This window comes from Pareuzebyella sediminis, assembly GCF_008367235.1.
In the GTDB taxonomy this organism is placed as follows: domain Bacteria; phylum Bacteroidota; class Bacteroidia; order Flavobacteriales; family Flavobacteriaceae; genus Pareuzebyella; species Pareuzebyella sediminis.
On record NZ_VTZS01000003.1, the window covers coordinates 46,948 to 70,566 of the forward strand.

Annotated in this window: 15 protein-coding genes; 4 read left to right on the forward strand and 11 right to left on the reverse strand. The window is 36.6% G+C overall.

Annotated features, from left to right (window positions below):
* Positions 1–9: 9 nt before the first annotated feature.
* The 6 genes from F2B13_RS11015 to F2B13_RS11040 form a co-directional block, all read right to left on the reverse strand.
* Positions 10–807, reverse strand: a complete 798-nt coding sequence (locus F2B13_RS11015; protein ID WP_149304169.1) for an MbnP family protein — start codon at positions 805–807, stop codon at positions 10–12.
* Positions 808–920: 113 nt separating this feature from the next.
* Positions 921–1,301: a hypothetical protein gene (locus F2B13_RS11020; RefSeq protein ID WP_149304170.1), complete on the reverse strand. Its 381-nt coding sequence runs from the start codon at positions 1,299–1,301 to the stop codon at positions 921–923.
* 218 nt (positions 1,302–1,519) lie between these two features.
* The gene (locus F2B13_RS11025) at positions 1,520–2,497 is read right to left on the reverse strand and encodes a hypothetical protein (protein WP_149304171.1); all 978 of its coding nucleotides are present in this window, start codon (positions 2,495–2,497) and stop codon (positions 1,520–1,522) included.
* 660 nt (positions 2,498–3,157) lie between these two features.
* A complete protein-coding gene (locus F2B13_RS11030; protein ID WP_149272998.1) occupies positions 3,158–4,519 on the reverse strand; it encodes a sulfatase-like hydrolase/transferase in 1,362 nt (453 codons plus the stop codon).
* A gap of 7 nt (positions 4,520–4,526) precedes the next feature.
* Positions 4,527–5,528: a YHYH protein gene (locus tag F2B13_RS11035; RefSeq protein WP_149273000.1), complete on the reverse strand. Its 1,002-nt coding sequence runs from the start codon at positions 5,526–5,528 to the stop codon at positions 4,527–4,529.
* A 977-nt stretch (positions 5,529–6,505) separates the two neighbouring features.
* Positions 6,506–7,003: a hypothetical protein gene (locus tag F2B13_RS11040; RefSeq protein WP_232625221.1), complete on the reverse strand. Its 498-nt coding sequence runs from the start codon at positions 7,001–7,003 to the stop codon at positions 6,506–6,508.
* A gap of 492 nt (positions 7,004–7,495) precedes the next feature.
* Between F2B13_RS11040 and F2B13_RS11045 the strand changes: the two genes are divergently transcribed.
* From F2B13_RS11045 to F2B13_RS11060, 4 genes are all read left to right on the forward strand, one after another.
* Positions 7,496–9,052, forward strand: coding sequence for a hypothetical protein (locus tag F2B13_RS11045; protein WP_149304173.1), 1,557 nt, complete (start codon positions 7,496–7,498; stop codon positions 9,050–9,052).
* Between the two features lie 2 nt (positions 9,053–9,054).
* The gene (locus tag F2B13_RS11050; RefSeq protein WP_149304174.1) at positions 9,055–9,783 is read left to right on the forward strand and encodes a hypothetical protein; all 729 of its coding nucleotides are present in this window, start codon (positions 9,055–9,057) and stop codon (positions 9,781–9,783) included.
* 473 nt (positions 9,784–10,256) lie between these two features.
* A complete protein-coding gene (locus tag F2B13_RS11055) occupies positions 10,257–11,450 on the forward strand; it encodes a hypothetical protein (RefSeq protein WP_149304175.1) in 1,194 nt (397 codons plus the stop codon).
* 127 nt (positions 11,451–11,577) lie between these two features.
* Entirely contained in the window at positions 11,578–12,669 is a 1,092-nt protein-coding gene (locus F2B13_RS11060) for a Fic family protein (protein ID WP_149304176.1), read from the forward strand.
* A gap of 127 nt (positions 12,670–12,796) precedes the next feature.
* On the opposite strand, the gene F2B13_RS11065 is transcribed toward F2B13_RS11060, so the two are convergent.
* The 5 genes from F2B13_RS11065 to F2B13_RS11085 all read right to left on the reverse strand — a co-directional run bounded on the left by F2B13_RS11065 (position 12,797) and on the right by F2B13_RS11085 (position 23,562).
* Positions 12,797–14,011 (reverse strand): GIY-YIG nuclease family protein, encoded by a 1,215-nt coding sequence (locus tag F2B13_RS11065; RefSeq protein WP_149304177.1) that lies wholly within the window; start codon positions 14,009–14,011, stop codon positions 12,797–12,799.
* Positions 14,004–15,968 carry a DEAD/DEAH box helicase gene (locus F2B13_RS11070; protein ID WP_149304178.1) on the reverse strand — a complete coding sequence of 655 codons (1,965 nt, stop codon included), beginning with the start codon at positions 15,966–15,968 and terminating at the stop codon, positions 14,004–14,006. Before F2B13_RS11070 ends, F2B13_RS11065 begins: the two co-directional genes overlap by 8 nt.
* A gap of 3 nt (positions 15,969–15,971) precedes the next feature.
* A complete protein-coding gene (locus F2B13_RS11075) occupies positions 15,972–18,674 on the reverse strand; it encodes a DNA methyltransferase (RefSeq protein ID WP_149304179.1) in 2,703 nt (900 codons plus the stop codon).
* Entirely contained in the window at positions 18,671–18,880 is a 210-nt protein-coding gene (locus F2B13_RS11080) for a helix-turn-helix domain-containing protein (RefSeq protein ID WP_149304180.1), read from the reverse strand. Before F2B13_RS11080 ends, F2B13_RS11075 begins: the two co-directional genes overlap by 4 nt.
* A 236-nt stretch (positions 18,881–19,116) precedes the next feature.
* Positions 19,117–23,562, reverse strand: coding sequence for a DUF3883 domain-containing protein (locus F2B13_RS11085; RefSeq protein WP_198440113.1), 4,446 nt, complete (start codon positions 23,560–23,562; stop codon positions 19,117–19,119).
* Positions 23,563–23,619 lie beyond the last annotated feature (57 nt).

Consider the following 23,619-nt stretch of genomic DNA (forward strand, 5'->3'; position numbering starts at 1 on the left):
TCTCCATTTCTAATTGTTATGAACGTGGTGTACCGTGAACATACCCATCATATTATCGGCAATAACAGGCGTAGTGGCCTCATCGGTATGTACTTGACTAAAACCTTCCGAAAATTTGACCGAGGTCTGCCCGTCAAAGACTTTGGCGATATCGGCTTTTATGTGTATTTGCGGATTGGCCGTTTCACGGACCAATACCGAATTGGGCAAGTCTAGGCCTACCTCCCTGTAATTGTCAAGACTGGTCCCTACACTGCCCATATGAACGTTCAGGGCTTCGTCGGTCAAAGTGGCGTCGGAATACACCCCGTCTAGCCGTACAAAACGAAAACCTGTCGCCCAAGACCACAGCATCTCCTCGTCTTGGGCCTGTTGTAGAAAATCGCCTTGGCCTTCAGCACCCTTACTATAACGCTCCTGGTCGATGCCAATGCCAAACGATATTTTGGTGTAATCGGCCGCTGGCACGTCGTCTAGGGTCAACCAAATTTCCCCGGCATTGTTGCCATCGGCCTCATCTATGATAAAAACGTTTTTAGCTTCAGGGTATATAAAAGTCGTGCCATCGGTAGCCGTAAGTTCGATATTGCTGACGATGTACTTCAGGGTTTCCAGTTCATAGGACTCCCCGCCCGATTTGGTATAGGTCGTTCCGAATATAAAATCTTGGTCGCCTACCCCATTATCGAATTTTACGACCAAAGTACCGGTTTGTCCCTCTAGGGATCCGGTGGGCTCATCATCGTTTGAGCAAGAGATGAGTGCCGAACATAGCAACATAGCTATGAAAAAATATGAAAATTTCATTTGTTTATTTTCTTGAGCACGAATGTACGGGCATAGCGAACGCCTTACCTTCGTGTCGTAGTTATAGAATTATTTTTGGTTGATCGACGGAATATGTCGATGTCGCGAAGCAATCAAGAAAACTTGGGTGGTCTGTCACTTTCCTTATCGATAAGTAGTCGATAGTGATCGGAATAGTTGAAATTCTCGGAAGAGAACGCCTTATATATTCGGTGGTCAAATAGCACCTCTTGGATGTCAACAAAAAAGACCGGGGTAAAACTTTGTTCGATTATGAGCCCTTGCTCACCGGTTTCTTTTTTCTGAGACTGCTTGTTCAATTGCTGGGCAAGGTAGCATTTTCCGTCGCACTGCAATTTGGGCTTCTCTTTATTGATACAGAGTACTTCCCTGATATAATCGTTGTTCACGCAGTAGTCAACCCATACGGAAAGTACCATAGCCGGTTGCGCATGGAAACTAATCAAAAGAAGTATGGCGATGAAACGGTTCAACTTTTGTTTTTTGTAAAGTTATAGAGTTGTCCTTATACTACCTACAAATCGTATGATTATTGGTAAATTTTAACTTATCGCGTATTTATAACGTTTCTTTCTGTTTTCAAAACGGCCAGTTGAAGGATCATAAAAACCGAACAATGGGAGTACCGAAAAAGGTTGGTTTTATGGAACTACCTTTGAGCTCTTTGTAAAATATTATTATTGGTAATTGTTTATTTTTCTTCGATTTTTATTTCCCCGTTTTGCCATCCTTTTGGTACATACAAATTCAGTCCTGTAGACTTTTCAATATCAATTAGATTGTTTCGAAGTTCAATACTTCTTAAACCGATTTCTGATCGATTTCTATTCACTTTGTTGAGTTCAGAATTGTCGGGAATGCTTCCGAGAAACCCATAAGATGTTAATTCATGATTGTTCAAGGCAGCAATTCTCCAGTCTTCTATTTGAGCTAGTTCATATGGTGATATTTCGCCTTTTTTTAGTGAGTTCAATAACTTTGGCCTCAATTGAGCATATAGAGTATCTTTGGAATTGTAATCCACCGAAATTGAATTATGATGGCTTAAAATCACTGAACTCCATAAGTTATTCCCAATAAGTCGTTCACCCGGATAACCATATTCATTTAAGATTTGCTCCAGTTTCTCTAACTGATGTTCGCTATGGGGAGCAAATTTTCTTTCAGAATATCTCCTTTTAGCCTTTTGTCCAATTCTAAGTAATGCCGCTAGCGCCTTTTTCTGATCCTTCTTAAACATATCATGGACTTGTTCTTTAATCTGAACGTTTAGTCTTGATAGGTAGATATTGTGAAGAGAATCATATGTTGACATTATTCTAGCCCATTCCGGTTGTTCCCTTAAAGATCGCAAGTTGTCATTTTTTTTAATGCTTTCCAGTGTCCAACCAGCCTTAATCCCGAGCTTGGTGAACTTTAATCCTGATTTATAATCTTTTTCGAATGCACTAAGTTCAGCAGCAACCTTGATATCCCTTAGGAACAAGAAATCATATTGTTTAAAGAGGGAGTCGAAAATATTAATTGCGGAAGTGTATTTTTCTTCGACAATTAACTGTTCGCATTCAATTACTTTCGAATGGTAGTTCAGGTAGTTTTCTTGGGCCTTGCTTTTGGAGAAAGCCAATAAGAAGCCAATAGGAATAAGGGTAAGGTGAAATTTTTTCATAAAACAGAATAATGCTTTTTTGGTTTAAATAGTTGCCAACAATCCTATATAAGTACCGGTACGTATATTCCTTTTTTTAGTATTGAGTTACCTCTTTTCCAATCTTTACGGTTTTTTAAAGCAAAATAAGAGGGTATTATGCACATTCTCATAAGATGGATACCAAAGGCTTGCATCTATCTCTCTATGGAGAAGCTTCTCCGCCGAACCCGTATGCGGTCTGCAGGTTCGGGCCGAATCGATAAAGCTAATAGCGGCAAATCCAGCATTGGACTTTTTGCAATGACTTGCTTTTCCTAGACAGTTGATGGAAATCGTTACTACGAGGAAAAGATGAAGTTAATTGGGTTCCATCCAGTAGAATTTGGTTAAGGCCATCCATATAAAAAGACGCAAAATTTAGCTGAATGGTTGCCTGAAAAACAGGTTTTTTTATTCCGAAAATCGGCCAATTGTTGGGATTGATGAAGAATATGCGCCAAGACCCGAGAAACCTTGGTTTTAAAGGAATAACCAAGCGTTGTTACTGACATCCTCGCAAGGTATCGCGATTTGGTTGGCATAAACCATTTCAATTCAAGAAATAGACTACTAGCTACTTATGAATTCCTATAAAAATAAAAAGATAAATCCTCATGGTGCTTCTTGTAGGTAGTTATATCAATCTCGTATGGCACTAAGTTCAGCTTCTAACAAAGTTTTAGCATCCTGCTCCGTTGAAGACAGAGTACCATTTAACAGGTTATTTTCCTCATAGGAATCACCCATAAGATTATACAGTTGCTCATCGCCACTTGAATCAATAATAAACTTATACACACCATTGCTGGCCGTCCATTCGTCGGTTAAGCCATTGTTCATTTCTGAATATTGAAATTCCCTAGTTGGCGTATCAATAGTCAATAAGCCTTTGAAGCTTTTACTATCGTGAATCTCGCGCGTAGGGATTCCTGTAATTTCGGCTATGGTCGCGAATAAATCTGTACTAGTGATAAGATTATGATCTGTTCCAATACGAGAAACAGAGCTTCCCGAAACGAACATGGGTACGTTTACACCGCCTTGATATAAGGTGTTCTTTACTTTATTACTTGAATAGGGACTCTGGGCTACTTGATTTGGTGTACCATTGTCTCCAATAAAGATGATGACCAAGTTTTCTTTTTCTTCCAAAGGAATAGCATCCAAAAACCTACCAATTTGAAAATCCATAGCTTCGATAGCGGCCATATAGTAGGGCAATGGGTCTAAATTATCTGAATATTCAGGTAAATTACCTTGACTGTGCATGTTACTCGGGGGAATGTGAAACGGTGCGTGCGGCGCATTGTAGGCCAACCATAAAAACCAAGGTTTTGATTGCTCATTGACCCAGTTAATGGCTAAATCGGTAAAAACCTCGGTGGTGTATTCGGTTTGCAAACTACTCGTACCATCTTCGGTAAGTTGCCATCGGTAGTAATCATCAACGGCACCACGGATTAATCCGGCATAATAATCAATGCCGAAATCCTCCGGATTTACATTGGAATCGTTCCCTGCCAAATGCCATTTTCCAACGACCGCAGAGGAATAAGCATCATTAGTATTCTCGCTGATATATTGTTGTAAAGAAATTTCCGATTGTGCCAAAATATCACCTGCACCTTTCACATTTGTTCGGTAGCCATATTTTCCCGTAAGTATAGAGGCTCTTGTCGGGGTACAGGTCGGGTTGGTCCAGAAATTTTGAAATGATATTCCATCGGTTCTGATGGCATCGATATTTGGGGTATTTGGCTTTATGCTACCTTCAGTAAACCCGTTAATGGCATCTTTTCCCAAGTCATCAGCTATAATGAACAAAATATTAGGAGACGATGAAGTTGAATTTGGTGTATCGATAGTTTCTTCGTTGGTGTTAGCCGTGTCGGCAATCTCATCGGTATCCTTTATGACATCAAACGCTTCATTTGAACAGGAAAAAATAACTAGGCCCAAAAGAATACTGAATAAAACTATAGTTGATTTCTTATTTGTCATATCAATTTTATTGAGGTGTACCTTTGAAACATCCTATATTGTAAGGAAAATCGTAAGTCCAATGATAATGATACATTTCAATCATCTCTCCATCCCACATCACAGGATGTTTGTGACCGTGGCATTCGTCCAAATCTGCCGAAGTTAATATTTCGCCATTCTCACCTTGAGGACCATATATCCCAAAACCATCTAACATATATCCCATAAGCGCTCCGTGACCAGATTCGTGTTCGTGAATGTGATCTTGAAGGTCTTGGGAAGGAAAGTGATAATGGTATCTTTCCGTGCCATCTGTATGACCACCGAATCTATCCAACATTTCGTGTGCCGCTGCATCGGTACCTAAAGTAGATGCACCATGATATATAGCAGCACCCGTTATTGAAAATCCAGCAGGCCCAAAAAACACACAATTAGCTTCATCGGCAACTTCCGGCATTGCAGGGAGCGTGTAATTAACCACTTGTTCAGAGATAATGTTAGGATTTCTATCGTATTCAAAAGCTGCGGTCCCTTGCTGAATTGGAAATATGCCAGTTGGGTGGTCTGGCAGATTATTTCCTGTTATAATCCGATTTCCATTTCCATCTAAACTAATATCAAAAACATGATCCCAGGTAACATTCCCCTCAACTTGTGGCTTTAATTCGTAACTCCAAGTACCATCAGGGTTGGTCCAATCGCCAGCATCATCCGCACCAGCTCCATCAGTTGGGAGACCACAGAGCCATAAGGATAAGAAATCTGGAAATCGGTCACCTTCGTTTCGAATTAAAACTTTAGTTTCCCCGGTACCACCAAAGGGCAATCTCGTCAAATCAACAGCTTCAGATGGCCCATTTGAATCACCTGGGTCAGATGTTGTATCCTCACTATCCTGAATCTGCTCTACTTGCTCAATACCTGCGGTTGCCTCTTCGCTTTTACTGCAGCCAAGGACTGTTAGAAAAACTACTAAAAAGAGCGCATAGGTTATTCTTAATAGGTTATTAGATTTGGTTTTCATAATTAAATTGTTTTTGTAATCAGACTATCTAAAAACCAAGTGGTTTAATCTAGGATAAATTGACAGCTGATAAACGAGTGAAATTAGGCTCTTCTTTTTCAGCGAAATATTTGTGAGGTTGTTCTTGAATAAAAAGAAACGTTCGTTTACAATCTTTATTTCAATTCCGCTTTAAAATAGCGAGCTTCACAATGAAGTAGGACTTGATTTTAAAAAGTGAATACACCCTTTTAGTCGGTAAGATGTCAGTTTCATCACTTACAACCTAAGATAAGAATCTACCATCTTAAACATTATGATTTTTTCTAATTATCCGTTTCCATAAAACGGCCGTTTTAAGAAACACTCTTCTCAATCTAGACGACCTTTATGTAACGTGTCCTATTTCTGGTCTCTTTTAGTAGTTTAGGTAATTCACCTTTTATGGTACTACAAATTTCGTTGTAACTGGAAATTTTTAAGAAGCGAGCGAAACGAAGTTTCGTGCTGCAAGCTCGCTTCGCAATACGATTATAGAACCGAAGGCTGAAAAAAAACCGGGACCCAAAGGCTATGGGTTATACGGTGTAAAGCTATTTTTCAGAGGTTGATGGAGAGGCCCTCCTATTTGCTTTCGAATGAATCACTGGGAATTTCCTGAAAATAAAAAAGCCCGTAAACTATTGATTTACAGGCTTTTAATACATATTTGGATTTCTCCGAGCGGTCTGGACGGGACTCGAACTTTTTATATAAAATGCCCAATTCATAGGGCTTCCGAGAGGGTTTAAAATGGGAGGCACCGAATTGCTCACCTTTTAACAAACTTTAACCTTTTTAACATTAAAAATGATGGATTTTAATACAAAATGGAGGTTTGTATTCGGCTTTGGATTAAATCATATGCTAGAGGTTATAATTGATCATTTAAGAGACGAATTTTTTACTGACCCAGAAATGAGCAGTTTTGGTCATAGCAATCATTATGTATGAATCGTTTATTTGTACTTAATTCTGTTGTTTATATTGGTTGTACGTTCAAATATTGGATTGAAATAAAATTGGACTAAACTTTCTAATAAGCCCAATGCAAATTTGGACTCAGATGCTGCAATTTTAAATTCAATTCTGGAAGTATTATTCCTTACCCACTCCTTAATATTTTTTGGATGCATATCAATATCAGTTAGATGTGTATTGTCATAAAGTTCTTTAAATGAATTTAAGTCCTTTATAATAGATTTGGTCATAGTGCTTGGAGTTGTTGTATCCAGGTTATAGTGATGGGAATTCCATCTAGCTTTACTTTTAGGACCGGCTTTTCCAACTTTAAAACAGATGTCATTATTATAGAAAACATATACTCCTTGTTCTCCTTTTCCCAACATTGAAGGTTTATGTGTATCTCCTTTTTCAAGTATTGTATATTGACATTGTATTCCCGTAATAGAATAATACGTTTTGGTAATTTTCCGAATCAAATTTTCAACTCGCATTGTTTGTTGTAGTTGCTCCAACCTTTTGGACAGGTTTTCTACAAAACTAGTATAATTATCAATCCACCTTTTTTATGAGGTCATTGGACTGGAGTTTAATGGATGGATAAATCCAAATAGTTAACTTAAATATTATATGCTTTTAAGCCGAATAGATATTCTAATTGACTCATCAACTTTGACTATTCACAAGTGAATTGTCCCATTCATAATATTTAAATAGTAATTGCTTGGATACCAATAGTTGAATGGATTTTAAACAGTCGGGATTGGTGACTTTACGAAAACTTAACCTTAATTGAGGAAAACCCCTATTTTTTTTAAGGATTTTGTGTAATTGAAATTGCATCTAATCTCTTAATTTTAAGAGCCTTAAATAATTTATCATTCGCTTGCCATAACTTTTTTGGTTATGGGTTTTTGCACTCTCCCCCGTCAAGCAACGAACTCAATTTTGTTCAATCCAAGTCTTCGGAATAAAAGGCATTTGTAATGAAATCAAAAGCATTAGTAGTATTTGTTGTTGGGTTATGCCTAACATATACCTATGGACAAGTAAGTTCAGGTTCTGATGAAGTCAAAATTTATAGTTTGAATTTAGACAATCGGAAATTATCTGAGACCTTACCATTTGATCGCTCTTTCCCCATGGATGTTATCAGTAAGGATAATAAGCTAGCCGATACTTTGTTTCTTTTTCGGGTTGTTTTTGAGCGAAAAGATGGGGAAACCAATAGAAACTATGAATCCTTTGAAGTAGATAGAAAAGGGAATGGAGAAACCCAAGCAAAGCCTTTGTCTTTGGTGCGAGTTAAAGACTCACTTTATAGAACAATCGTACCACCTTTAGACCCTGATAAAATCTATGAATTTATGTTTGAAGTGAAATTTTCGAATGATAAATTAAATAGCTTGTTAAAAGTATATTCCTTGCTTTTTTGCGATGATAAAAAGGAAGAATGTCTGGTCAAGTATAAAGAAGGTCAAAGTATATATGACTCTCAGATTAAAAGCATTGAAAAATCCCTTAGAAACGTCCCTAATCTAAATACAATTACAACGGGGCTTATGGACAAAAATTTTATGGAATTTGATACTATAGTTTATCCATTGTTTGTTAGTGCCTTTGAAGAACTAAGACTAAAGTTAGATGCCAACATAGATAATAAAGTGTCCCCTGACTCTTTGTCAAATCTCAAATCAATTTCCAAAGCCTTTAAACAAAGCCAAATTAAGAACGAACTGATGCTGTTTTATGACTATTTCTTGGATAGGGAATCGCTTAATGACTTATTGAGAGGGTATATCCAATTGGAAGAAGTAAAGAAACTAGAAGCCTATCAGGTCGACTTAAGAATTAGAGCATTGAAATCAGTTATTACAAAGTTGAAGGAACTTAACCATCAACTAGCTGAACTGATACTGGTTTCAGATAACCAAAACGTTGAGGGTTTTAGAGATAGGGTTAAGGATTATATAACGGTTGCCACATTAAATGTTGCCGTCTTAGAGAAAGCATCAAAGGAGTTACGAAAGATTGTGGATGCCCATTATTCTCATGCTAGAACTTTCAGCGCCGAAACTAAGGGTACAGGGTTAAAGGTCAAGACAGGAAGAACGATTGTTTCGGATTTTGGCTTAGTAGGATTTTTGCCAAAAAATAACAGGGGTGAGTTTGAATTTTTAGCAAGACCATACACTGGTATCAACATTTACTTTGGGGGAGGCATCGACCGTGATTTGAAAATTAGGGAGATAGAACAGCGAAAGTTTCTAAATATGGTTTCCTTGTCGATAGGTATAACTATTGGGGGAATAGACGAAGATGGTTTTACGGATTTTTTCAATGGATTGTCTCCGACAATTGGAGCAAATGTTAGGCTAGCCCCAAGAATACGCGTCGGAGTAGGCACATTGATCTTACGTGAAAAAAATATAAATCCAATTATATCCCGTGAGCCTATTGAATTTGCTCCATATGTCAATCTTTCATTTGATTTGGAATTGCAACAATACTTGGGACAATTGATAACAACGGTTTTTAAATAGTCATGAGAAGAATATATATTTTAACCATACTAACAGTTTTTTTGTCATGTGGTGATGAGGAACTTTCCTTTAATGAAGTTGTTTTAGGTATTTTCCCTAGACCTGGTGAAACTTTTCTAGTTGCAGATGGCGTTGATGAACGTCGATATACTATGGTTTTTAATTCAGATGCCAAAATTGAAAATATCAAGGCATCCGGGGAAGTTACCAATGGTGTTTTTTCCGATAATGATATGGATACGTTTACTCTAAAACCCTTCAAAGATTCAAACAATCAAATAGTGGCCATCTTCACCATCAGAAGCACTACGGTAAACAAAACGGTTGAGTTGGTGTTCAATGTCAATGATTATTTTATCAAAGAAAATATTAGATCGGACCCATCGCTTCCCGATAGAATACAAATTACACCTAATGCATTAACTGTTAGAAATTCCTTTGCATCGGAAATAACTGTAGAAGCTAATTTACTGAATGAACGTAATAGAAAAGTTTCTCAAGGCGTAAAGGTGAAGGTTTTTGACGAATTGACTAACGGCACCCCGGTTAATGGCAGGTTTAGAAATGCTCAATTAACCTTGAATGAAGAAAGTAAGGTCAGTTTTAGCTATAGCCCAGGGGAAATAACACCAAATCAGGATATCATACTACGACTTGAGGCCTATAACTTAAATGATGAATCATTGGGGGTAGAAGAGGAAATCAAGATTTTCGTGCTTCCCAATCAATAAAATCTAATTTATTCAAATTCTATTATAATCATGGATGCAAAAAATCACAAAGCACTAAAGGAAAACATTAGCGACATCTATGAAGCATTCAATACAATCTTGAAAGAAAGAGGAATGGATAATCTAAGGATCAAAAACTTTCGAGTAATGGATGTCACGCATATGGAATGCAAGGACTTACGTAAAATTGTTAAAAGCGACGGTACAACATATTTGAAATGTTTTGATAATTGAGTAAAGGTCTCAAAAAGGGCTAAATTAAAAGTCAGGACTCATATTCTAGATTCAAGTTGAATGAATCCATAAATCCAGTACTTGAAATGGTTCCTTAAAAGGAAAAATGGGAGCCTAAGATCCATAATGATTGTTATTCAGGTTGATAGCAATGGCTTATTAGATAAGTTTTGGTAAAGATATTAGGGGTTATTTCCACCAACCATTATTATTGGTTAGATATTATTTAAAAATGAACCATGTCCCTTAAGAGCATTAAGAAAGCAATTTCTCTAATTAGATTAGAGACTCAAGTACTTTACATTGTTTTATTTTCAATTGTTGTTTGGATTCAGACCAATCAAATTACCGAAGCGAAAAGAATAAATGGTCAATTCGAATCTTTGGCCGATCAATTAAAGGAAGTCAACTTGGAATTGCACGCAGTGAGTAAAAAGTTAGACTTACTTTCCAATGATTCAATTCAAAAATCAGATCCAAAGATTGATAGCATATTGCTCGATTTCAAACAAGATATTTTAAAGGAAATAACTCTGTTAAAAGGTGATCTTCTAAAAGGCGATGAGAGCCCTTCAATGGGTGGAAGGCTGGCCAAGATTGACAGAGATTTGATAACCATTATTACAAAACTTGACCAATTTTCCGAAGATTCCTTACAAACTTTAGCCCTTCCAATAGACAGTTTACTTCTGGATTACAAGGAATATGTTCATTATGAGTTCAAACAGCTGAAAGAAGAAATAGCAAATGATACAATTGGAACAGTCTATGTATCTGGAGATTTAATATCGGAATTTATTCAAAAGGAAAAAGCAGGATTCGGATTTTACATAATTAGAATTTTATTAATATTTGGGCTCCTACTAATGGGGGTAGGGCTCATATCAAAGGAAAAGGGGGAAAAAATAATAGCTTCCGGAGTAGCCTCAATAGCTTTGTCAATAGGATTAAGTATTGGTTTTGAGACTGAATTTAGCCTTGACCCCGAGTTTAATTTTGAATTCAACAAATGTGATTGTTCAGGAACGAAAGAGAATATTCGCATAGATAGTGTTGGACCGTTCAAATCAGGCACTATAATACTGGAAAATGAAGGTTTGGTCAAGTTGAAAAACATCAAAGAAAATTTTTCCCAACCCAATAGGAGGTTTTCAGAGATTAGTATTTATGGAGGGGTGGACCGAAGACAGCTGAAGGGGAAAACCTTTCAATCTTATGGAGATAACCTGTCTTTGGCCCAAGCAAGGGCAAATTATATCAAGGATTATCTTTTGGATAGTGTTTTGGTTTCAGAAAAGGGTATACTATTTAATATCGGAGTCAATGGTGATAACACCAATACACTTGGATATGACTCAATCTCTTCGGCCACTAGTAGGATGGTAAAAATTGTTGGGAGATATGTTGAAATAGAAACGAACAGTACCAATTAGTTTTTGAATGGAATAATTCAAAATTCAGAGGCTTTTTTCCAATGTTATGCTTTTTTGAGCCGAATACAGGCATTAATCAACTCATATTTTTATTATTTTTGAGCCGAATAAGATTATTAATCGGCTCATGAAATACAATTGGCAACAAAACGATTGGCCCAATTTTCAATATCAGACCAATGATATTGAACACATACTGTTTGATTTTGCCCAGAGAACAGGACGTATCAGCGGTGTATTGGAGGGACTTTCGGAAACTGAGCAGACCGAAGCGATGATTAACCTAATGGTTGCCGAAGCTATTAAGACCTCAGAGATCGAAGGTGAATATTTGAGTCGAAATGATGTAATGTCCTCCATCAAACGAAACTTGGGCATACAACAAGATGCTCCCTTGACCAAGGACAAAAGAGCTGAAGGTGTGGCAGAGCTTATGTTGGCCGTCCGGAAGAATTTTAATAAGGCCCTTAGTGAAAAGGAGTTGTTGGATTGGCATTCCATGTTGATGAAGGGCAATACATATGTTCAGGTAGGCCAATGGCGTACCCATGAAGAACCGATGCAAATTGTATCCGGGGCTATGGGTAGGGAGGTGGTCCATTTTCAGGCACCACCATCCGAAAGAATACCGTCAGAGATGAAAGCTTTCATCACATGGTTCAATAGAGCAAAGGATAACATAAAGAAGCCAATAATAAGGGCCGCAGTTGCCCATTTATATTTTGAATCCATACACCCGTTTGAGGATGGCAATGGTAGGATAGGTCGTGCAATAGCGGAAAAAGCTTTGTCCCAAAGTATCAATCGCCCTGTACTTTTTAGCTTATCCAAGTCCATTGAGGGCAACAAGAATGCCTATTATGATGCTTTGAAAAAAGCGCAGCACTCCAATGAAATTACCGAGTGGGTCAATTATTTTGCCCAGACCGTTCTCGAGGCGCAAATAGATGCCGAACAAGAAATCGAATTCACTTTAAAAAAGACCAAGTTCTTTGATCAGCATAAGGATAGACTCAATGATCGTCAAGAGAAAGTTGTTCGTCGGATGTTGGATGAAGGCCATAAGGGTTTCGAAGGTGGGATGAACGCACGTAAATATGTTTCATTGACAGGTACATCCAAGGCCACGGCCACTAGGGATTTACAGGATTTGGTCGAGAAGGGAGTCTTTGTCCCAATAGGTGGCGGAAGGAGTACAAGATATGAAATCAAGCTTTAGTGGTAATAGCTATGATTTAATCTGATAATTTTACTAAAATGGTTTCGCCATTAGAGAAGACCCGTCAATTGAGTACAAAACAAAAGGTCATCAAATAAAAGTAAGGACTCCTAGAACTTACTATAGCTTATTCTTTTAGTTTGATTCTTTTCGCTTCAATGTCATATTCGTAATGGACAATGTTTTCATTCAAAATCAATTGGATAGTTTCCTCTATTACTTCAAAAGGGACCACAAACCATTCTCTTGGATTTAGTCTTTGTCCCTTTTCATTGAAAAGATCAATGTTCAAACAAGCATTTGCGAAAAATCGATGTAATAGATGCTCTAATTTGTCTGCATTCCTATTATAGACCTTATAGGTCGCTATTTTTTTTACGTCCGCAAATAAATAGGTCGCTTCATTCTTGGCATTCTTAATTCTGTCATCAACGGAAATACTCGAAAATCCAATTTTGTATAAATCCTTTATATCCGCTAGTTCCTTTTTAGTTGATTTTGTTTTTAAAACGTAAATCCACCCAGATTGTACGTCTTCTTCTTTTACGAGCCCTGAATTAACGAATAGGTCTTGTTCAATGCTGTCATAGGTATTGGTGATCAACTTACCGTCTTTTTGAATTTGTTTCCCTAGAGAACGGAAAAGCATATTACTGTATGTTCCGTTCTCGAAAACCGTTCTTGTTCGACCTTCAATTCTTACCCTATTTCCAGAATCAAGGTCAAATTCATCTTTTTTCAAATTCGCAGATTCTAAATACAGAAGGATACCATTCATTAGATAGAAATTGCCAACGTGTAGATTCTTTTCAATATTGGTAAATGGCTTGATCGTTCGTTTTCCTTCCTTTATTTCCTTGTGAACCTGGTAAAATAGCTGCTCATATTTCTCAAAGTCCTTTTCCTTTATTGGTTTTCTTTGAGCCACAAAATCAGATTCTGCCCGATCTTCTGGTTTGGGCGTGTGCTTGAATTTGAAAATATCCAAATCATTGTCAGCATCCAGCAAACCGAGTTCATCATCTTCACTCAAAATATCATCAATGGATTTTTTTTCCGTTTCCACATGCCCTAAAAGACTGTGTCTATCATAAGGTTTCAGCACTTTTTTTTGCTCCTCGTTTTCTTTAAAGTTTTTAAGTTTTGCCAACAAACCATATTCTGACATACTGGATTTATTTGGCTCCCTGCCGTTTTTGTCAATAAATGCATTTATTTCTTCAAAAGAATCGATTAGTCTATCCTCATCCGTTTTTACAGTTGATGTTTTGACTTTGGATTCTAACAATCCAAATTCATCATCATTGAAAATGTCATCTATTGTCAGTTTCTTTTTAGCCATTTTCAAGTGCTTTTTTACGTTTCAACTCCCTTAAAAACACTATGGCTTCTGCCATTCGTTTTTCCTTGTGGTCAAATGCTTGAATACTTGGCTGCTCACCTTTATTGTTCTTTACCCATTCTTTGATTTTTGGCCACAACAGAATGGCCTCTTCTTCGGTCATTTCAATTTTGGTGGATTGAATATGCTCGTCAATTAGTTTCAAAACTTGGGTGGTAACTGACTTTGATAAAATTTCAAATGCTTTTTGGAAAGGATTCACTTGGTCAATCAAGTCGATATGAATATCATCTATGTTTACAAAACTTCCGGCCATTCTGATGAATTTCTTATTGCCTTGTTCCTCGATGGTACTGTTCTTGATTACAGAATCTACTACAACATGTTGTCTCACCGCTTCCACATCTTCTTCGTCCAAATCAGGATAAACTTCTCGAATGATTTTGGGAATTAGAACCGTATTGATGACCTCTGGTTCAATATTCCCTGGCATTGCCCGGAGCATTTGTGGGTCCTGTAAAATCTTTGCCTTCAAATCATTCAAGTCCGTATCAATGATGTCTTTGGCCCTTTGTGAAGTTGGTAATTTGAAACCTCTTATTTTGATAGTTTTATCGTCCTCATCTTCATCCTCATCATCGTCATCCTTTTTGATTTTAAACTTAAAGTTTGGCGCTAAAACTTGCTCCATCAGCAATGAAGCTGTAATGGCTTTCAACATATTGTTTACGGACAATTTCACTTCTTCATCTTCTGCGTCAGGTTGAGCAATGAGGTTGGTAAATTGGGCATGTGTTTTATTATTGCTATCTCTTGTAGCTCTACCGATTATCTGAATAATTTCGGTCAATGAACCTCTGTAACCTATGGTTAAAGCGTGTTGGCAATAAGGCCAATCAAAGCCTTCTTTGGCCATTCCCAATGCAATAATGATATCGATGTCATCTGCCGATTTTACATTTCGGAGATACGCACTTATTTTATCTCTAGACTTTGGATTGTCATTTACCAAATCGGCAACTTTTAAAATCTTGCCTGTTTTATGGCTTTTAATGTGTAAAACCCCTGTTTTTTCATCCTGATATTCCAACTCGCCCAACACATCAATAATATGATTGACTTCCTCATATTTTTCTTTGGATGATTCGGCTGAGTTTACACTTGGAATATGAATGATGGTTTTTTGATTTTCATCCAATATCTCCGCCAAAGCGGACATTTCTTTTTCAGGATGTTTCTTGAAATATTTTCCTGTGTAAAAATGGTACCCGATACCCAAAGATTTTAGAAACTCGTAACCGTTCAATTGATGGTAATAGGTGTAAGTCACTTTGGTGAATTTGGCCTCATCTTCCGGCATTAAAACTGGAACACTATCGCCACGAAAATAAGAACCTGTCATAGCCACAATATGAGCATTTGAGTTTGCCATAATGCTTTTTAAAACTTGACCTAGAATATTGTCGCCTTCGGCTGAAACGTGATGGAATTCATCAATTGCGATCAAAGTATCGTTTAATTTCTTTACATCCAATCCGTCAAATGCAAAACGTAAGGTAGCATGGGTACAGATCAAAATTTGTTCGTCGGATTCCAAAAAGTTCAAGAATGCCGTTACTTTACTTTTCTCTTCGCCAGGCGTACAGAGATTGTATTTTGGGTTGGGATTCCAATCTGCGAAAAAGCCATATTTTTTTAGTTCGGTTGTACCAAAAGATGCTCCAATGGACTTTTCGGGTACGGCGACAATTACTTTCTTAATGCCCTGGTGTTTTAGCTTGTCCAAAGCAATAAACATCAATGCCCTTGATTTACCTGACGCAGGCGGTGCTTTCAATAATAAATATTGTGCAGTTCGTCCTTCATATGCCTTTTCTTGCATTTCCCGCATTCCTAAAGCATTGGTGCTTTTGCTTTTCCCCGTTTGCTCGTATTCTACGTGTACTAAATTTGGCATGTCTTATTTTTTGAAGGTCCTTTTTCTTGTTTTCTTTTCCTTGGCAAAAAGCGAATCCTTTTTTAGCATTTCCTCATACTGCTTGAACAAATACTCCAGACGCTCGGTATCGTTTTTAAAAGGTTGCAAACGGTAACATTGCTCAATGGCAGTATCGAGTGCCTGATGGGCTTGTAGCAAACCTTTGGGCATTGTAGTTGGATTGTACAACTGAGCCATGGTTTTACTTGGGTGTTTGGCTCGTTCATCAAGAATATCAAACACATATTGATTTAGGTTTTCCTTTTGTTTGCTGCTTATGTCCGGGAATGGGAAGGTATTGTAACAAAGTTTTGCGGAATAGCGATAATCTGTTTTTAATTTACCACCCACATTTCTAACCCAAACCATATGCATTCGGGAGGTTATCACAGCAAACAGCCAAGGTTCGGCATTATAAACGGCCATTGCAGAGTCCGCGATAATTGTTTCTGAAGTGAATATGCCAATCGGAATATAGTCTCTGTTTTCTGATGAATGGCGTGGTATCAGTATAGAATCCGTATCTAAATGTGATGAAAAGTAAAAATGATTAGGTGTTTTGGCTTTATCACGTGTGCTAACCTCGGTACTGTTTAATCTATGAATCTCAACTTTATCTAACCGATTTTTGATTTCAAAAACTTTAGTTGCTTCATCCAAATCTTCATCATCTATAAATAAACAAAACCTTTGTTTCCCTCTTATAAATTCAGAAGAACCAATAAATTCTTTTATCCAATAATTTTTGACATAACTATTCTTTAAAATTTCATCTTTTTCCTCTTCGGATAGTATTAGGTTTCCTCCATCATTAGGCATGTTACCATATCTCATTTCAGGAAACTTTGACAAAGGGTTACTAACTCCTTTTACTACAATATTCGGAGCATCTACTAAATAAGGATTAATGTTTTTGACTTCTTGTTTAAATTTATCTCTAAACAGATATTTAGGTTGGTTTGATACGTTTCTTAATCCTAAAATTATTACTGTAACTCCTGCATTGCCCTTGGCATTGTTTACCCATTTGAATGATTGGTACGCAAAATCGATTTCTATTTTATCCGAAAGAATTCTACTCCAGGTTAATGCTACTTGGTCACCTTGACAAACGGAATTTGTAGAAACAAAAGCACATTTTCCATTCATTCCTTTGATATAATTTGCACCTTTATAAAACCAAGCTGCGATGTAATCTAAGCTTTTATAATCCTTTGAAAAGACAAATTTCAAATCATCTTTTTGGTCTTTATCTTGATTTCGGCTTCCCAAATAGGGCGGATTACCAATTACATACACTTCATCCTTCCCGGAAATAGGGCATACCTCATTCCAATTTCTTCTTGTAGCATTTCCTTGTTGGATTTGTCCGGCTTCCTTTAAGGGTAGAATAGGTTTTGATTTACCATAATCAAAAAGCATTTCCTCAAAAACACGGTTCATTTGGTGTTCTGCCAACCAAAGTGACAGAATCGCCATTTCGTGGGCAAAATCGTCTATCTCTATCCCGTAGAATTGAGAGAGTTGGACGGAAGTCCATTTAAAAGTTGGGGTTGCTTCTAAATCAGTGATTTTTTGTAAAATCTTAATTTCCAATAAACGGATTTCCTTATAGGTAATAATCAAGAAATTACCACTGCCACAAGCTGGGTCAAAGAATTTGATCTTAGAAATTCGCTTTATGAGTTTTTGAAGTTGTTTTGCTGTGGAGGCATTTTCAAATTCCTCATACATTTCATCTAAAAACAAAGGCTTTATCAGCTTTTTGATGTTTTCTACTGAGGTGTAGTGCATTCCCAAGTCACTACGGTAGTCTTTGTCTACAACGGCTTGTATCATTGAGCCAAAAATGTCTGGATTGATATCTTTCCATTGTAACTCACCTAACTCAATAAGCGTTTTTCTCGCTTTTGAAGTGAATTTTGGTGACTTGATTTTTTGCCCGAACAAACCACCGTTCACATATTCGAATTTTTTTAGATAATCAGGTAGATGTTTAACATCTTCGGTATTCAACCTATCAAATAAATCATTAAGAAAGCTGTGAGTATCACTTCCATTTTCTGCTGTATGTTGTGCCAATGTATCAGTGAAAATACTTTCTTCTTTGAAGATTTCAGTGTCTTCGGCAAAAAAACAGAACAACAATCGTGATAAGAAAATATTGAGGTGATGAATGCTTTCTTTTGAATTGTAAATAGTTGGGTTCCCCTCAATCAATACATCGTATAAGGAAGCCATTTTGTAAGAAGCATTTCTGTCGGCTTCGTTGTCGTTACTCGCATTGTATACTTCACTACCAGCCAATGGTAAAAAGAAGTCGAAGTAATTCGGTAATTCTTTTATTGTGACATCTAAGTTTTTGCCTTTTAGAAGGTCTTTGGCAACGATTTGTTTATGGTCGGTAAGAATGACAAACCTTGGTTTGTGTTTTAAGATTCGTTCTTCTTTTGAAATGGAATCAATACTGCTGAGTAGTTTTCCTGTGGCTTCAACTTTAAAGAAGATTTTCTTTTTGTACAATATTTCACCATCTACCTTTGAGAGGTTATAATCTCCTTTTTTTAGTCGGGTTACAGAGGTTTTGGAAATGCCATAAGCAACCAAAAGGTCAAAGACAAAATTCTCTTTCGAGAAGTTGTCGATGAGATTCTGAACGTTATGTTGTATTTCGGTCGTATTCATTTGTTGGTTTGTTCAGGTTTATTGGAAACTAGCAATTCTTTGATGTCCACATTCAGAATTTCCGCAATCTTATATAGATTATCTATACTGGGCTGTCTTTTATTCCGGGCATAGGAATGAACCATATTGTAGCTTTTTCCCAATTGCTCAGCCAACCAAATTTGCTTAATTCCTTTCCTGTCTAAAACCTCTTTAATTCGGTTCATTTTGAATTATTTTATTCGGTTAACTAATGTAGGAAAGATTTTAGGCATACTCACAGAATGAGTATAAAAACTATCATTCCGTTTAGGTTTTGGTACTAGGGAGAAAGCTCTTTTGGTTTTGATTTTGGATTTTTCAAGTTCCTTAATGGAATGAAAGGGAGGAAAGCAAGCGTATCCATTGTGGCCAGTGATTTATTTGTTTACCCAAGTTTGTTAACTCAACTGTTTATGATTTGCTATTCGATCTCCAATTCCGAAAATATCACATAGTAGTCTTTGACCAATAGATCCTTTTCCTCAAGCTTATGGTCAAATACAATTATCTTGTCGTTTTTGACCAACCATATTTCATACGAGTCCTTTTTATCCTTCCCAAATTCATATTCCTCCCTGGTAATAATAAAAGAATCATTTGAAAAAGTTTTGACTTCTACATAAATATATTTGTTCCCATTGTCAGGGCTGTACCGTATATCATAGTGCAGCCCTTCATCTTCCCTTGCCTTATAGTGAACAAATTCTTTATTGTATTTATCACATAAATGTCGATATACTTTTTCCTCTGAACTTTTTCCTATCTGTGAATTGGACCCATTGAAGCTACTTTTTGGATTATATAATTCCTTTCTGTTTTTGTAGCCGGACAATTTCTTTGTTTGAAAACTGCTGATTCTGTGCTCCGTCAATGGTTTATCTTGAGTGGATGAATGGTCAGGTTTTAAGGGGATCATTGATTTGGTATCTGTAGCTGATAAATCCCTTTTGAAAGATTCGATGTCAATATCAAAGAAAAGTAAACTTTCAAGGCTTTTTGAACTCCCCAACAATTCTATTTCGGTTTCCGTTAAACAAGATTTGTTCTTTTCATAAATTAAATCAATGTCCTTAAAACCTTTAGGGTCAATCATTGTAACTTCCTTAAACTCTTTCGCCATAAATGCATTAAAATACACTTTAGGATCAACGGTGAAAACTAATTTATTTTCAAGGGCAACCTCTTTAACATAACTGTCCAAATTAATTTCAAAGTCATGCAACCTTTGTAGAAAGGATTCTCTCAAATCCCTAGTTCCGGAAGAACTGTGCAATGATTGCTTAAAGTGAAGGAACTTGCCAATAAAATGATTGGTAAGGGTATTGAGATGATGATGATACAAATCAATGGTGTTAACGCTGTATGCATTAAAATCCACAATTGTAATCTCTAGATTGGAAAATAGATCTGCTAGGTAAGGAATATTCCTTTCATTGTTTAAAACACTGTAATCAGGCAAGTGTGAAGACAGTGACAAATTCAAATCCTTGTTTATTTGTGTGATCTCAACAGTGTTGTCCACATTGAAATCTAAATCAAGTCCTTTGATCCTATAAATGGTGGTCCAAAATGCAATGATGGAACTTGAAAATCCCAAAATGTGCATGGTTTCATCAAGTAGGTCTTCCCCAAAATTAACTCTTGAGATATGCCTGACATCCTCTAAGTCGGTGGATAGTAATGCCCTAAAATCGCTTTTATGGCCGGAGACATCAAAGACATGGGATAGAATATCCGTAATGGCATCCTTAAATTCAGGATGCTTTTTGAAATGACCCAAACCATCTGATTTTGGTAATTTTAAATAATAACCAGAATCTTCCAAGAAGATAAACTCATAATTGTCCAGTATGAATTGTTTGTTTCCAACCCTGGTTATTACTTCATTGCATACATTGATCACTAGCTGTTGTAATTTGGACGCCTCTTTCCTTTTAGCAGCTTCGTTGTCCAATGCATTTATTCTATGAATCACTATGTAGGGGAACAACTCAACCAGATAGTCATGTACTAATTTGGTAATAAGGTCATCTTTTTTAAAATCATCCAATTCAATGACAATGGTGGATAAATCATTGATGCCAAAAAACTCAATTGCTTTTTTGCCACCGGATCTTTTAGGAAAATTAAAAATCGGGAATTGGGAACGCAGTTTATTGGGTAATTTTACTTTGTCACTAAAGTAAATCTCGTCTTGGTTGTAGAGCTTTAGGCCTTCATGGTCTCTAGCAAATAACTTAAGTTCTTTCTTTAATGATTCATCATTTTCTTCATAATGTAAATATGCTCTTCTATAATAGGTCGATGAATTCCTTCCATTATGATGAATGATATTGATTTTTTCAAGAATTTCATGGACACGTTCAATGGTTAACTCATTAAAATCCAAACAAGCCCCTAATAACCTCAACACTATATCAATTTCCTTTCGCTTTATATGGTACTTTTTAAATAGATGGCTGGAATAATCTATTTCAATCTTGTTGATGGTTTTAAAAGTACTATCCAGTAAATGATTTCGGAAGTTATAAAATGTTTCTTCGACTTTCTCAGCCAAATAACTTTTGTAGTCTAATCTTGATTGATTCGTACGAAACAAAAACCTGACAACTTCACCATGCTTCTTTTCTATTTGGTTCAAATTATTCAACAATGTTCCATCCTTAATGGTCCATAATAAAAATTGCTCAGCGGTTAAAGTTTTAAGAATTGACTCCCTATCTTCAAAATCCAAGACAAGCACCGAAGCTGATGTTGGGACATAGCCAACTACTCTTCTCACATATTTATGATAAGGGTCTGTAATGGCGAGTTGTTTGTACTTAACAAATCTATTGACCCCTAACCATGAAAGAAAAATTTCCAAATTCTCCATGGAACCATCAGAAAGGCCCAATACAGTCGGTGAAGCTAATTGGCGCCTTTCTTTGTAGATGTCTTCAAATATGTCCAAACAGGTTTGGCCAATTGTATAAGAATCCGAAAAAAAAAGGTCAGATGCATTTGCAAGCTCGTTGTTCAAATCAATTAAGGGAACCTCAGCGATACCGATGGAATTGACATTAGTCTCTGGATTAAAATTGTTGAACAGGGCAGATAGCATCTTTTTTACTGCAACAGTCATCTCTTCGGGATGGGTGGAAATATATTGATTGGTATTATTTACAATTTTTCTGGAAAGCGGAATAAATTCATATGCATGGACATTGGCAATGCTTTTTAAGTGGTTCTGTAAAGTTCTGGCCCTATCCCTTTTTGTATCCTCTTTGATTCCAAATACTCTGACCAATTCATCAAAAAGCATCGGATGTAAAACATCAATCAGACAAAAATCTGGGATTTCCAATTCGTCATTCAAGTGGGTGAATATTTCGTTCCTCTTGTCAATGATCTTGCTGGCACCATTCAATAAAATGTTGAAGTTATCTGAAAGCCCATCTTCCTTATTTTTTAGAATCAAATACTGGATGAGTTTCGCCCTTACAGGAATATCAGTTATGGATTCACTCCATTTATCAATTAAATCAACAAAATGAGTATAGGCATTGTATCTTGGTTTTAGCTTGGAATCATTAAAATCGACCCCTGTTACCAACGGTTTTATGTGGCTTTTAAATATATTTCCTCCATTGCCAAGTTGTATTAATTTTCCAAACTCATCATTTAAACAAACTGCTTCTGTCAGTGGAAGGTAATAGTTACCTGCACAAGGAATGATTTTTTCATTTTGTAATATTTCATCCAACTTTTGATAAAAACCAAGCTCTTGAAGGTTTTCATTTTCAGTTTTGTACTGCAATAACTTGTAAGCGGTCCAATCAACTTGTTCATCTGTTTTAAACAAGGCCATCTTACACATTAAGTGCGTTAGTCTTTCAACCACATATCTGTTCTTTTCGGAATTTTCCAAATGCTTTCTGTTTTGATCTAAATCAAAGGTGGCATGGATGATATAGGGGAAAGTTAAATTAATACTTGTGGCAAAAAAGGAATAGAGCCTATAACTGGTTTTAGGATCATTTCTTGGTACGGCAATACGTATTTGGTAGTTCTCCACAACTTCTTGGTCGTTTTGAAATTCGTCAGGTAAAACACCTTCATCATGGAAAATATCCCAAGCTTCCCCATTGCTTGTAATTTGCTGAATACTACCTTTTTTTAAGTCTTCCGAATTTCTTTCAATGTGGATATCCTTTTTATGGTCAAAACCTTCGAAGGTTATGCTCTTTATGTGATGTAAAAACAGAATCGTCTCTGGGGTAATGGCATTTATTTGTTCAATTATACTTTGTAGAAAGCGTTTTTTAAAGCCTAATTCTATTACAGTGGCATACTCCTGGTATCTTTCTGTTTCAGTGATCTCGGGAACGGCCAACATGGGTATAGGGAAGGTGGAGTCGGAAAATTTATATTTAGTTCTGATTTCATTGCTAATAGCCTCGTCAAACATGCTGGAGAACATTCTTTCTCGTTGTAAATCCGAATAGGATACTTTGAACCTGTTGCTGAATATGGCAATTTCGTTCGACCAATTTAGAATTGAACGAAATCCTAAGCCTTTGTTTCCAATATATTGGGTTTTATCAATTTTGGAAGATAAATTGCTTGTTGCCAAAGATCGATAACCCTCACTTGAAAATGGGACTCCTTTATTGGCTATGGATAGAATGCAATTTTCTGTATCTATTTTAATGAAAACACTGTCCGATTTTTGATCGTCGCAATTCTGGAGGAGCTCTAAAATTTGCCGTCCGTTATATCCCTTTGTCGTTGCAACCTCTCCATTATAGGCTGCCACCATTTCATGATAATCCCTTTTAAAAAGGTCTACTTTACCTTCCCTTAATTTTATTACAAATTCTTTCATGTGCATAGATTCCAAGCTTTTAAAACAGAATACGACTTGTCAAAACTATTCTTGTTC

Excerpts from the sequence above, each read along its gene's own strand:
- F2B13_RS11015 (WP_149304169.1), bottom strand. The coding sequence starts at position 807 with ATGAAATTTTCATATTTTTTCATAGCTATGTTGCTATGTTCGGCACTC.
- F2B13_RS11025 (WP_149304171.1), bottom strand. The coding sequence starts at position 2,497 with ATGAAAAAATTTCACCTTACCCTTATTCCTATTGGCTTCTTATTGGCT.
- F2B13_RS11030 (WP_149272998.1), bottom strand. The coding sequence starts at position 4,519 with ATGACAAATAAGAAATCAACTATAGTTTTATTCAGTATTCTTTTGGGC.
- F2B13_RS11035 (WP_149273000.1), bottom strand. The coding sequence starts at position 5,528 with ATGAAAACCAAATCTAATAACCTATTAAGAATAACCTATGCGCTCTTT.
- F2B13_RS11040 (WP_232625221.1), bottom strand. The coding sequence starts at position 7,003 with ATGCGAGTTGAAAATTTGATTCGGAAAATTACCAAAACGTATTATTCT.
- F2B13_RS11045 (WP_149304173.1), top strand. The coding sequence starts at position 7,496 with ATGAAATCAAAAGCATTAGTAGTATTTGTTGTTGGGTTATGCCTAACA.
- F2B13_RS11050 (WP_149304174.1), top strand. The coding sequence starts at position 9,055 with ATGAGAAGAATATATATTTTAACCATACTAACAGTTTTTTTGTCATGT.
- F2B13_RS11055 (WP_149304175.1), top strand. The coding sequence starts at position 10,257 with ATGTCCCTTAAGAGCATTAAGAAAGCAATTTCTCTAATTAGATTAGAG.
- F2B13_RS11060 (WP_149304176.1), top strand. The coding sequence starts at position 11,578 with ATGAAATACAATTGGCAACAAAACGATTGGCCCAATTTTCAATATCAG.
- F2B13_RS11065 (WP_149304177.1), bottom strand. The coding sequence starts at position 14,011 with ATGGCTAAAAAGAAACTGACAATAGATGACATTTTCAATGATGATGAA.
- F2B13_RS11070 (WP_149304178.1), bottom strand. The coding sequence starts at position 15,968 with ATGCCAAATTTAGTACACGTAGAATACGAGCAAACGGGGAAAAGCAAA.
- F2B13_RS11075 (WP_149304179.1), bottom strand. The coding sequence starts at position 18,674 with ATGAATACGACCGAAATACAACATAACGTTCAGAATCTCATCGACAAC.
- F2B13_RS11080 (WP_149304180.1), bottom strand. The coding sequence starts at position 18,880 with ATGAACCGAATTAAAGAGGTTTTAGACAGGAAAGGAATTAAGCAAATT.
- F2B13_RS11085 (WP_198440113.1), bottom strand. The coding sequence starts at position 23,562 with ATGAAAGAATTTGTAATAAAATTAAGGGAAGGTAAAGTAGACCTTTTT.